The sequence below is a fragment of the Uliginosibacterium flavum genome (assembly GCF_040566545.1).
In the GTDB taxonomy this organism is placed as follows: Bacteria; Pseudomonadota; Gammaproteobacteria; order Burkholderiales; family Rhodocyclaceae; genus Uliginosibacterium; species Uliginosibacterium flavum.
This window is the reverse complement of record NZ_JBEWZI010000020.1, coordinates 58,860-71,175: the sequence shown is the minus strand read 5'-3', so window position 1 is coordinate 71,175 and position 12,316 is coordinate 58,860. Positions and strand designations below refer to the sequence as shown.

The following is a 12,316-nucleotide window of genomic DNA, read 5'->3' as shown; positions in this document are numbered from 1 at the left end:
ACGAGAGGGGCGCATTCTACACACCCTACAAACACTGTCAAGCAATTTGTTCAAACAACAAATCCACTTAACTTCCTGCAAAACCGCGCCAGAACTACGTCTGACTCATTTTTCAGCTCTGCCGGTTTCGAACAAACTCGTCATCAGCAGAGAAGCGGAATTATGGCCAAGACCAAGCCTCGCGTCAAGGTCTTCGCGCCAAAAAGAACGATATTTTTTGTGCGCAAAACATCCGCTCTCAGCCATCCCCACCCGTACGGCCAACGAAGAGCCATATAAATTAAGCTACTATCGTCGCTTCAGACTTGCCTCCAAGGATTTCGACGCGTGATTTACCTTTGCCGCGCAAGCTGCCTTCCGGCAGCCCTACTGTTGTGTGCATGCGCCTCTCCCGGAGTCAATCTGGATCCGCGCCCGCATGTAAGCCAAGTTTCCAGTACGGGCTCATCCCCGGCTAGCATTCCGCCGCCAGCAGCGCGCAGCTTTTCGCTCCCTACGCCCAAGAGCCCGCCAAAGCCGGAAACCTATTCCGTCGTTGTTAACAACATAAAGGTGCAGGATCTGCTGTTCGCTCTGGCTCGGGACGCCAAGATCAATATTGACATCCACCCCGGCCTGAGTGGCAACGTCACGCTCAATGCACTGGATCAGACCCTGCCCCAACTCCTGACCCGCATCAGCAAGCAAGTCGACCTGCGCTTCGAGATGGATGGCCCGAACCTGGCGGTCATGCCTGACGCGCCTTACCTGCGGAATTACAAGATCGATTACGTCAATCTGGCACGCGACACCAACAGTGTGATTTCGGTGTCCTCACAGATTGGCTCTACTAGCGGCGCAGGCGCTGACGCCAACTCTGCCCAGAATCAATCAGCGGGCAGCGGCTCGTCTGCCCGGATTCAGAACACCTCAAAAAACCGCTTCTGGGACAGCCTGATCCAGAACGTGAAGGATCTGCTTCGCGAAACCGACAAGGTTTTGCCCGAGGGCAGTTCCGAACGCACCGTGCTGGTCGATCAACAAGGATCAACCACCCAACAGGAAACACGAAAACTCAAGACAGAAGGTGCGATTACAAAAACAGGAGGCGACAACACCAATAGCGCCATAACAACCGAACGCATCATCACCTTCCGCGAAGCAGCTTCGGTCATTGCCAACGTAGAAACCGGCGTTCTCGCAGTTCGTGCCACCTCTCGCCAACAGGAGAAAGTACAGGAATTCCTGGATCGGGTCATGAATAGCGCCAAGCGCCAAGTACTGATTGAAGCCACCATTGCCGAAGTAGAGCTCACTCAGGATTACCAGCAAGGCGTCGACTGGTCGGCACTCAATATTTTCGATACCGGATTCCGCGTTATCCAGGGTGCAAAAGGGGCAATTCTGAATGCCGCAGCGCCCTCGCTGGTCGAACTGGGTTACGACTCCAGTCGCGGTCAGTTCAAAAGTGCAATCCGCCTGCTGGAATCCTTTGGAACGGTCAAAGTACTATCCAGCCCGAAACTGTCTGTTCTCAACAACCAGACAGCCGTGATGAAAGTTGTGGATGACAAGCTTTACTTCACATACGAGGTCAAGGAAACCGACGCCACAACAACCACTGCGGCCAAAACGACCATCACATCCACCCTGCACTCGGTTCCAGTCGGTCTCGTCCTGACCATTACACCGCAAGTCGGCGAAGATGACTCGGTCACACTGAATATCCGTCCAAGCCTGTCGCGGGTCATCAAAGACCTGAAAGATCCCAGCCTGCAGCTCATGAAGAACGGCGCTACCGTAGAAAACCTTATCCCCATCATCCGTGCGCGCGAGTTCGATTCGGTCATGCGCATCAACAACGGCAACATCGCGGTGATGGGCGGCCTGATGGAAGATTCGCTCAACAACAACACCGACTCCATCCCCGGCGCCAGCAACACCCCGCTCATTGGCGGCCTGTTCCAGAACCGCAACGACACCAAACGCAAAACCGAACTGGTGATTTTCGTACGGCCAACCATCGTGCGTAATCCGAGTCTGGATGGGGACTACCGCGCTTTCGCATCACAAGTGCCGACTGAACGCTTCTTCGACATCACCACCGGGCCAGACATTCCCAAATTGCCCGAGGCCAAGCCATGAGTTTGCTGATCGACGCGCTCAAGCAGGCAGAGGCCGCGCAACGCCAGACGCCGCCAACGGAAGGGCCGACAGCGGGCGCCGCCTTGCAGCTGGAGCCCGTCGAGCCCCCAGCTAAACCCACTCCAGTAGCCCCGGCAGCCTCGACACAAAGCGCTGCGGCATCCCCCCGAGCGAATCCGCGCACACCGTCGCACGAGGCTGCACGCGAACTGTTTGAAGTAAAACGCAGCGCCGCCCCGAGCCGCTTGCCCCTAATTCTGGCGGCGGGCGGTCTGGCCTTGCTGGCCGTTGGCGCGGCCTATATCTGGTGGGCGACTCAGCCACGCGGCGGCATGCAACTAGGTGCAGGCGCTCCCCTGACCAATGCTTCAGCAAAATCGGCGCCGGTGTCGGTCACAACGCCCATCACGCCTTCGCCGCAAGCTCAATCGGTGCCCCTTGCTCGGCCCGCGCCCATCGCTGTCACAGCGCCGACGCAAAAGACAAGACCCGCAGCACCTACCCGAGAAGCCGCTCCCAGCAAGCCTCTGCAGCCAGACACCTCCGAGACGCCCGTCCTGCGCCGCTCTCCAGCCTTCCTGCCTGCCAACGATGCCGCGGCGCCCATCCAGCAAGCCTTCGCCGCTTATGCTGCCGGCGATCTGGCTTCGGCGCGTCAAGGCTTGCTTGGCGTATTGCGCACCGAACCGAAAAATATTGATGCGCTCAATGCCATGGCCATGATCGCCTTACGCAGCGGACGCCCGGAAGAAGCCGAGCGTTACTACCGCCAGGCCTTGGTCGTTGATCCCAAGGATGCCAACACGCGCGCCCAACTCGTCCTGCTATATAGCGAAGGCGATCCCGCCACGGCCGAAAGCCGTCTGCGCCAGTTGCTGACCGAACAACCGGAGTCCGCCACGGCCCTGTTCGCGCTGGGCAGCATCTACGCGCGCCAATCGCGCTGGAGCGAAGCGCAACGTGCCTTCTTCCAGTCCCACACGCTGGACACCACGAATGCCGACACGCTCTACAATCTGGCGGTCAGCCTTGATCATCTGAACCAGCCCAAGCTGGCCCAGCAATACTACGAACGTGCTGCGGCAACAGGCCGGCGTGGCCAGGTCGCCTTTGATCCGGAGGCTGCGCGCAAGCGTGCCAGCGCCCTGCAAGACGCCGCCAGCAGCAAAACCGCCAGCCCCTGAGCCCGGCCCGAAACATGAACGCACCTCACCATCAACCTCTCGGGCAGTTGCTGATCACGCATGGCGTGATCACCGAAGACCAGTTGCGCATCGCGCTGCACGAACAAGGCCGCTCCAATCTCGCCCTCGGCAAGCTGCTGGTGCAGCTCGGTTTCGTCACCGAAGCAGCGCTGCGCGACGCCCTGTCTGAATCGCTGGGCAAGCAAGGCGTCGACCTGACCAGAGCGATTGCCGATACCGACGCGCTGGCGCTGGTGCCCGAAGAAATCGCCAAACGTCATCGCCTGCTGCCTTTGCGCTGGGATTCAGAAACCCGCCGCCTGACCGTGGCGATTGCCGATACCGACGACATCGTCGCCCTCGACAAGCTGCGTGCGCTGCTGCCAGACGAAACGCTGGTCGACACTTTGCTCGCCGGCGAAAACGAAATCGCCCATGCCATCGATCAGTACTACGGCTTCGAACTGTCGATTGACGGCATCCTCACCGAGATCGAAACCGGCGAAATCGACTACCGCTCGCTGGCCGCCAGCGATCAGTACGACCAGCCCATCGTGCGCCTGATCGATGCGCTGATGGCCGATGGCGTCAAGCGCGATGCCTCCGACATCCACTTCGAACCGGAGGCCAGCTTTCTGCGCATCCGCTACCGCATCGACGGTTTGCTGCGCCAGATCCGCGTACTGCACAAATCCTACTGGTCGGCGATGGCGGTACGCATCAAGGTGCTGGCCGGCCTGAACATCGCCGAAACCCGCGCACCGCAGGACGGACGCATCTCGCTCAACGTACGCGGCCGCCCGGTGGATTTCCGCGTCTCCTCACAACCGACGATCCACGGCGAAAACGTCGTCCTGCGCATCCTCGACCGGCAAAAAGGCATCGTCCCGCTGGATCGTCTGGGGCTGGGCGACACCCAGCTCGAAATGCTCAAGCTGATGATTGCCCGCCCCGAAGGCATCATCCTGTTCACCGGCCCGACCGGCAGCGGCAAGACCACCACGCTGTACTCGATCCTGAATCACATCAACTCCGAGGGCATCAACATCATGACCCTCGAAGATCCGGTCGAATACCCGATGCAGATGATCCGCCAGACCTCGGTCTCGGAAGCCACCAAACTCGACTTTGCCAACGGCATCCGCTCGATGATGCGGCAAGATCCGGACGTGATCCTGATCGGCGAAATTCGCGATTCAGAAACCGCCGAAATGGCCTTCCGCGCCGCCATGACAGGCCATCAGGTCTACGCCACGCTGCACACCAATTCGGCCATCGGCGTGATCCCGCGCCTGTTCGACATCGGCATCCTGCCCGACATCATGGCCGGCAACATCATCGGCGTCGTCGCCCAGCGTCTGGTACGCAAGCTGTGCCCGCACTGCCGCCGCCAGCGCGCACCCGAACCCTACGAACTCAAGCTACTCGGCGCCGGCAATGAACGTCCGGTGTATTCCCTGTTTGAAGCCGTCGGCTGCCCGGCCTGCGACAATCAGGGTTACAAAGGCCGCATGGCCATCATGGAACTAATGCGCATGGATGCGGATATCGACGAGCTGATCGCCCGCCGCGCCACCTATCGCGAAGTGCGCAACGCCGCACGTGCCAAGGGTTTCCGCACCCTGGCCGAAGACGGCATCCGCCGCGTCACGGAAGGCCTGACCACGCTGGAAGAACTGGCCCGCGTCGTCGACCTGACCGAGCGCATGTTCAGCGCTGATTTCTAAGGCTGGCACCGTCATGGCCATCTTCGCCTACAAAGCCATGAACGCCGCCGGCAGCCTCGTGCGCGGTGAGGTCGATGCCCTCAATGCGGTCGATCTGGAAATGCGCCTCAAGCGCATGGATCTGGATCTGATCACCAGCAAAGCCTCGCGCAATCCGCTCGGGCGCACGCGCGGACGCCTGCCGGTGCGCGAACGCAGCCTGTTCTGCTTTCACCTCGAACAACTGACCCGTGCCGGCGTGCCGCTGATTGATTCACTGACCGATCTGCGCGACTCCACCGAACACCCGCGCATGCACGCAGTGATCGCCTCACTAGTCGAAAGCATCGAAGGTGGCCGCAGCCTGTCTCAAGCGCTGGCCGAACACTCGGACGCCTTCGATTCCGTGTTCTGCGCCCTGATCCGCGCGGGCGAAACCAGCGGCAATCTGCCTGACGTACTCAAGGAGCTCAACGAGGCGCTCAAGCGCGAAGACGAACTCGCCTCCTTCGTGCGCAAGCTCGCGGTCTATCCCAGTTTCGTCCTCACCATCACTCTAGTCGCCGTCTTCGTCGCGATGATTTACGTGGTGCCCGAACTCGCCAAACTGTTCCGCTCCACCGGCGTCGAGCTGCCCTTCCAGACCAAGCTGCTGATGTGGGTTTCCAGCGTCATCACCCACTACTGGCCGCTCATCATCGGCACGCTGGTGGGCAGCATCATCACCCTCAGCACCCTGATCCGCACCCACCCGGCGGTCACCCTGCGCTGGGATCGTTTCAAACTTGCCCTACCCATCATCGGCAGCGTTTATCGCAAGATCGTGCTGTCGCGTTTTGCCAACCTGTTTGCCATGATGTACGCATCGGGCATTCCGATCATCGACACCATCCGCGTGGCCCAGGATGTGGTCGGCAATCGCGTCATGCGCGACGCGCTGGAGCGCGTCGAACAGCTCATCGCCGAAGGCCATAACGTCACTGCCGCTTTTTCTGCCGTGGGTTTGTTCCCGCCGCTGGTCGTGCGCATGCTGCGAGTGGGCGAGCACACCGGCTCGCTCGACCAGGCCCTGCATAATGTCGGCTATTTCTACGAACGCGATGTGCGCGAATCCACCGCCAACCTGCAGGTCAGCATGGAAGTATTATTAATGGCATTGCTGGGCGGGCTGATCCTGTGGATTGCGATCTCCGTCCTCGGTCCGGTTTATGACATCATCACCAAGATGAAGATCTGACATGCTCACCCGCTACCTCCATTGCATCGATCACACCGGGCTCTCCAGCTATCTCAGCGCGGGCGGAGAAAGTCAGGCCGTGGCGCGCTATCCGGACAGCAGCGAGGGGGTCAGCCAGTTCTCTGCCTGGCTCGCCCGCGCCCGACCGGGCACCCACACCCTTCTGGTCGATCTGCCGGATGAAGGCTTCCAGTCCGAAACCATTCCCTTTGTTGCCGGCGCGGATCGCAAAACCCTGATCGCCCGCAAGCAGGCCCAGCTCTTCTTCGGCTCCCCGTACAGCACGGCCATTTCGCTGGGTCGCGAAAAGGAAGGCCGGCGCGACGAGCGCATCCTGTTTGCGGCCGTCACCCGTCCTGCCGCGCTGGAGCCCTGGCTGGCCGCCCTGCACCAGCACGAAGCCCCGCTGGCCGCGCTTTACAGCGTGCCGCTGCTCACCCGCCAACTGCTCAGCGGGCTCAATCCGGAAAGCCCGCGCGGCCTGATCGTCAGCTTCTCGCCCGCCGGCATCCGCCAGACTTATTTCGAGAATGGCGAGCTGCGCTTTTCGCGTCTCTCACCGGCGCCCGAGGGCGACTACGCCAGCTGGGGCGAAGCCTGCCTGCGCGAAACCCAGAAGACCGTCCAGTACCTCACCACCCAGCGCTGGATTACCCGCAATGTGCGCCTGCCGGTGTGGCTGCTGCTTGCCCGTCACGATTTCGCCGCAGTGCTGGCCAGTCTGGAGCGCGCCGAGCAACTCGACTTCCACCTCGTCAATCTCGAAACCCTCGCCCATCACTTCGGCGAGCGCAGCCGCACCACCGCCTCCGACAGCCACCCGCTGATGATGCGGCTGGCCCTGCGTGCCGGACGCGCCCCGCAACTTGCCCCTGATAACGAACGCCGCAGCTATCAACTGCAGCGCCTGCGTCAGGCCATCCTGTGGGGCGGCGCGATTGCCGCCGGCGTGCTGCTCTGCCTGGCCCTCAACAATCATCTGGCCAGCCGCAGCCTGTGGCAGCAAGGCGCAGCCCTGCAGGCCGAAAGCCAGCAAGAGGAATTACGCTACCAGCAATTGCTCGCCACCCTGCCGCAACTGCCCACCTCCCTCGAATCCCTGCACAGCGTCGTCAATGGCATTGATCAGCTTGCCGCCCGCCGCGCCGACCCGGCCGACGCCCTGCGCCGCCTCGCACATGTTCTTGACGATTACCCCGATGTCGACGTCCTGCGCATCGACTGGCAACAAGCCGACGACGCCTCCGGCACAGTCAGCGCCACCCTTGATGCTGCCCTGCCGCTGAGCGCCGCCGCCGACCCGCGCGCCGCCATCATCCGCATCCGCGCCTTCGCCGCTGCCGTGCGTGCCCAAGGCGACGAGCTCAGCCTGCTCAACCTGCCCTTCGATGTCGAGTCCGACAAAACCCTGCGCAGCGGCGCCGATACCCCCAACAAGCGCCCCGAATTCAAGCTGCGCCTGCTCATCAGCCCGGAGAAGCAGCCATGAACAGCCGCCCTCTTCTTGCACAAAAAAGCGCCCGCCAGCTCAGCCTCAGCGTGCTCGTCGCCGTCGTCCTCATCGCCCTTGGCGGCGGACTTCTGTGGGCCTCGCAACAACAACTCAAGCACGCCCAGCGCGAACACGACAGCGCCCGCAGCGCCGCCCAGGCCCTGCATCAGCGCTATCAAAAAGCCCAGGCCGATGAACCCACCATCCGCCAGACCATCGCGCGTTTCGACCAACTGCACCAGCAAGGCCTGATCGGTGCCGAGAACCGCCTGGACTGGGCCAACGCCCTGCGCAACATCGGCCAGACTCGCCGCCTCGGCAAACTCGAATTCAGCCTCGCCCCGCAACGCGAACTCGCCAAACTCGATGCCGCCGGCCAGTTCGCCAGCAAAGCCAGCCAGATGAAACTCAGCCTGCAACTGCTGCACGAAGGCGATCTGCTGCGCGTCCTCGACGACCTGCGCAACATCAGCGGCGCCATCGTCCAGCCCCGCAAATGCAGCCTCAGCGAACTGGCAGGCGCCGCCGATCAAGGCAACGCCCGCCTCGCCGCCGAATGCGAACTAGACTGGATAACGGTGCAAGCCCCCGCCGCCACAGCCAATCTCAAACAACCATGACCCCTACCCGTACAGCCGCGATCAGACTCACTCTTCAGGCCATCGCCTGCGCGAGCCTTGCCTGCTGCGGCTATGCATGGGGGCAGGCTGCAGAAGCCCAACCGGAGCGGGTCTCCGAGCAGAGCCTCGGCCGCCTCTTCCACACCCCGCAACAGCGTGCCGTACTCGATGAACTGCGACGCCGCAACGCCCGCATCAGCCACGAACAGGAATCCGACACCATCGCCCTGCAAGGCATCGTGCGCCGCTCCAGCGGCCGCAGCACCGTCTGGATCAACGGCCAGGCCCACAGCAGCCACGCCCCCGTCGCCAGCTACGGCGAGCGCTCCGCACGCGTGTTTGTCGGCGAAGGCAAGACGGTGGAGTTGAAGGTGGGCGAACAGATCCGGCTGACGCCGGAACAGGCTGAGGGGAAGAAGCCGTGAGGCGCGGGGAGCAGGGGTATGTGCTTGTCGCCGTTCTGGCGCTGATGCTGGCCATCGGCGCGGCATGGTGGATTCGAGGACTAGGCGGAGGCGGCGTTTCAGAACAACGCCACACAGTCCAAACCAGCCAGGCCCTGACGACAGCCAAGGAAGCCTTGCTGGCCTATGCACAAACCCAGAGCAACACACCAGGCGCACTCCCTTGTCCTGTAACCGAGGCCGGTACAGCCGTGGCTGATTGTTCAATCTCAAGCAAAGCTTTTCCGCTCGGCAACACCACAGTAAAAATCATTGGTCGCGTCCCATGGAAAACACTAGGGATCGATGCCCCAAAAAACGGCGGCAACGACTGCCTGTGGATGCTGCTTTACATGCCCATGCGCACGCCCGTCAGCACCATCAATCGCAGCGAATTTCCTGTAAGCGCCAGCGCACCCACCGACAAAACGCAAAGCTTATGGCTTGAAGGGAATGCATACCCAGCCTTGCTGATATCCCCTCTGCCCGCCACGGCAGGGCAAGTCAGAACGTGGACGACGGGCAGCACGTGCTCATCAGGTAGCATCGCAAGCTATCTGGATGCAAGCACTGGTGACAAAACCGTAAATACGGTTTCTCAGACGTTCGACGTCCGCCCAATTTCCATGAACGAATTGCTGCGGCCCACACTGAAGCGGGTTCTGGAACCGCTGAGTCTGTCTTGCGCTAGGTCATTGACTGCAAACTACCCGACGTCCACCTCTATCAGCAGCATCCGCAACGCAGATCTCAGCAAATCAAGTTTGGTGGATGCCTTCGATCTTGCGCTCGGAGGCTGCGATCAAATTGAAAAATGCTCGCAAGTGCTTGCCAGCTTCAAACTGGATTTGCAGCATTACGATCCTCAACTGGAGCAAGGACTGTCGCTTGATGACAAAGAAATGATCAAGGGCTGGTGCACGCTCTATCGCGACAAAAATGACGCAGCGCTCACAGCAGGAAGCTGCCCGGTTCAAACTCACAGCGCAGACAGCTCATTGAACACCCCGCCATTCTGGCTCTGCCACAATGGCTGGTACGATCTCATCCAGTACAACAAAGACGATCAGACGCTATCTATATCGCTCAACACGACCCCTCCCTACAAATGCACGACTCAGCTGTCGAGCGGCGAAATCCAATGCAAATGACAAGGGCCAGGCACGGCCAAGCGCTCCGGACTTCAGGTTTTACGCTGATTGAGATTGCAATCTCACTGACGGTGATCGCCTTTCTGATGATTGGTGGTATTTCCATGCTGCGCATTCAGAACGAGCGCGCACGCTTTGCGGAAACGAAAGCCGCCATGGACGAAGCAACTCAAGCTTTGCTGGGTTTTGCTGCCAGTCACGGCTATTTACCCTGCCCTGCCAGCCCGACAGAGAGTGATGATACAAAGTTTGGAACTGCGCTTCCTGGCTGCGGCAGCGGCGCGAACCGAGGAATTGTACCGTCGCGTGATTTAAGCATCAGTGGAGTGGACGGTTGGGGTCAATACCTCAGTTATGAAGTGACCTATGCGCTCACCTTGCCCCCCATCACGGCCGGAATCACAAACTTCGCCCTTGATACTGGAGGAACCCTCAAGCTGCGCACATCAAGCGCCAGCGGAAATCCCGTTGTCACAGACACTGCAACGGCATTCGCACTTTGGTCGCACGGGCCCAACGGGCACTACGGCATCAGCTTCCAGCGTGTACCGCAACCAGCCAGCGATCAACCCGGTGTTATTGCAGCCAACCCGGATGAAACTGCCAACACACCAACCCCTGCACCAAGCATCCCTCCTGCGGCACGCATCCTAGTCTCCCACGACGAAGTTTCGAGCCCGAGTAACCCGGAAAAGAATTTCGACGACCGCTTTGTGTGGATGTCCCGTTTCATCCTTTTCCGGACCATTTCAAGCGCTGGCTATTGCATCCCGCACTCTGGCTCAACGGATACCTGCAACAACTCAACCAGCAGTTCAAGTTCAAGCTCCAGTTCTGGCTCAAGCTCGGGAGCGGGTTCCAGCTCCTCCGGAGGCAGTTCAACATCCTCAAGCGGTGGCTAGCCCGCATGCCCAACAAACCCTCCCTCCTCCACCGCCTGCGCACCGCCTGCATCGAGCTCGGCGACAGCGAGGAGTTGCGCCTGCAGAAGTCGCTGCTGGTGTTCATCAGCGGGCTGGTGAGCATTGCCGGGGCGATCTGGTTGTTGATTTACTGGGCACTGGGGCCGCAGTTGTCGGCGTCCTTGCCGTTTTACCTGCAGATCGTCGTTGCGCTGAATCTGCTGGTCTTCGCGCGCTGGGGCAATTTCGATCTGTTCCGCATCACGCAACTGGCGATCCTGTTGTTCTTCCCCTTCATTGCGCAATGGGCGCTCGGCGATTTCATTGCGGCTTCGGGTCTGATCTTGTGGGGCATGCTGGCACCGGTGTGCGCCTTGTTGTGTCTGGGGGTGCGCGAGTCGATGCCCTGGTTTACGGCCTATCTGGTGCTGACCCTGATCACCGGCGGGGCGGATTATTTTCTGGCCGATTTCGGCATGGTTACCAGCAGCGTGCCGCGCAAGGTATCGGTGCTATTTTTCGCACTGAACTTCGCGACGATTTCGACCATGGTGTATCTGTTCCTGCGCTTTGCGATCCGCGAACGCAATCACACCCAGGCGATGCTGGAAGAGGCCCATGCGCGGCTGGAGGTTGAACAGGCCCGCTCCGAGCGCCTGTTGCTGAACGTGCTGCCGGCACCCGTGGCGGCACGACTGAAAGCTTCGGACGAGACGATTGCGGATGGCTTTGCGGAAGCCACGGTGATGTTCGCAGACATCGTAAACTTCACCGAACTGGCCGCCGGCATGCCGCCAACCGAGGTGTTTGCATTGCTCAACCATGTGTTCGGCAAGTTTGATGACATGGCAGGTGTGCGCGGGCTGGAAAAGATCAAAACCATCGGTGATGCCTACATGGTGGCAGGGGGACTGAACGAGAACAGCAAGGATCCGTGCGCGGCAATTGCCGATCTGGCTCTGCACATGCGTGACTGGCTAGCGGAGGATTCGGCACTACACGGGCGCAGCCTGCAAGTACGAATCGGCATCGGCACCGGGCCGGTCGTGGCAGGCGTGGTAGGACGCAAGAAGTTCATTTACGACCTGTGGGGCGACACGGTGAATCTGGCCAGCCGGATCTCGTCGGAAAGCCACCCGAGCTGCATCCAATGCGACGCGACGACCTTTGCGCGCCTGAAATACCGTTTCGTTTTTGAAGACCCTGTGACGCTGCGCCTGAAGGGCAAGGGCATGGTCAGCGTCTGGCGTCTGCTCGGCCAGAACGGCGGAAAATCCGCCAGCATTGCGCCTGCCGCCTCCCACTATCCGCTGGATATTGATGTAAGTGGCGTTGACTGAGTGCTGCCGCCTGCGGCGGAGGACTGAGCAATGAGTGCTGAGGATTGAGTGGGCATGCTTGCAGAGCCGCGCCAGTATTGGCTCTGCGGGCATCTTCCCGAAAACAGTTACTGGGTG

At 60.7% G+C, this 12,316-nt stretch carries 11 protein-coding genes; all 11 read left to right on the top strand.

Features of this window, described 5'->3' with window-relative positions; all coding sequences use genetic code 11:
* Nucleotides 1-331: hypothetical protein (locus ABXR19_RS16050; RefSeq protein ID WP_354602160.1), on the top strand; the 331-nt coding region annotated here is incomplete at its 5' end.
* A gap of 221 nt (nt 332-552) precedes the next feature.
* The gene (gene mshL, locus ABXR19_RS16045) at nt 553-2,124 is read left to right on the top strand and encodes a pilus (MSHA type) biogenesis protein MshL (RefSeq protein ID WP_354602159.1); all 1,572 of its coding nucleotides are present in this window, start codon (nt 553-555) and stop codon (nt 2,122-2,124) included.
* The gene (locus tag ABXR19_RS16040) at nt 2,121-3,308 is read left to right on the top strand and encodes a tetratricopeptide repeat protein (RefSeq protein ID WP_354602158.1); all 1,188 of its coding nucleotides are present in this window, start codon (nt 2,121-2,123) and stop codon (nt 3,306-3,308) included. The genes mshL and ABXR19_RS16040 overlap by 4 nt, the downstream gene beginning before the upstream one ends.
* Before the next feature lie 14 nt (nt 3,309-3,322).
* Nucleotides 3,323-5,035, top strand: coding sequence for a GspE/PulE family protein (locus tag ABXR19_RS16035; RefSeq protein WP_354602157.1), 1,713 nt, complete (start codon nt 3,323-3,325; stop codon nt 5,033-5,035).
* 13 nt (nt 5,036-5,048) lie between these two features.
* Nucleotides 5,049-6,251, top strand: coding sequence for a type II secretion system F family protein (locus tag ABXR19_RS16030; protein ID WP_354602156.1), 1,203 nt, complete (start codon nt 5,049-5,051; stop codon nt 6,249-6,251).
* A 1-nt stretch (nt 6,252) separates the two neighbouring features.
* On the top strand, nt 6,253-7,740 hold the full coding sequence (locus ABXR19_RS16025) for a hypothetical protein (protein ID WP_354602155.1): 1,488 nt from the start codon (nt 6,253-6,255) through the stop codon (nt 7,738-7,740).
* On the top strand, nt 7,737-8,363 hold the full coding sequence (locus ABXR19_RS16020; RefSeq protein WP_354602154.1) for a hypothetical protein: 627 nt from the start codon (nt 7,737-7,739) through the stop codon (nt 8,361-8,363). Before ABXR19_RS16025 ends, ABXR19_RS16020 begins: the two co-directional genes overlap by 4 nt.
* On the top strand, nt 8,360-8,788 hold the full coding sequence (locus ABXR19_RS16015) for a hypothetical protein (RefSeq protein WP_354602153.1): 429 nt from the start codon (nt 8,360-8,362) through the stop codon (nt 8,786-8,788). The genes ABXR19_RS16020 and ABXR19_RS16015 overlap by 4 nt, the downstream gene beginning before the upstream one ends.
* 20 nt (nt 8,789-8,808) lie before the next feature.
* A complete protein-coding gene (locus tag ABXR19_RS16010) occupies nt 8,809-9,957 on the top strand; it encodes a hypothetical protein (RefSeq protein WP_354602152.1) in 1,149 nt (382 codons plus the stop codon).
* The gene (locus ABXR19_RS16005) at nt 9,948-10,859 is read left to right on the top strand and encodes a type II secretion system protein (protein WP_354602151.1); all 912 of its coding nucleotides are present in this window, start codon (nt 9,948-9,950) and stop codon (nt 10,857-10,859) included. The genes ABXR19_RS16010 and ABXR19_RS16005 overlap by 10 nt, the downstream gene beginning before the upstream one ends.
* A gap of 5 nt (nt 10,860-10,864) precedes the next feature.
* The gene (locus ABXR19_RS16000) at nt 10,865-12,199 is read left to right on the top strand and encodes an adenylate/guanylate cyclase domain-containing protein (protein ID WP_354602150.1); all 1,335 of its coding nucleotides are present in this window, start codon (nt 10,865-10,867) and stop codon (nt 12,197-12,199) included.
* The last annotated feature ends 117 nt before the right edge of the window (nt 12,200-12,316 follow it).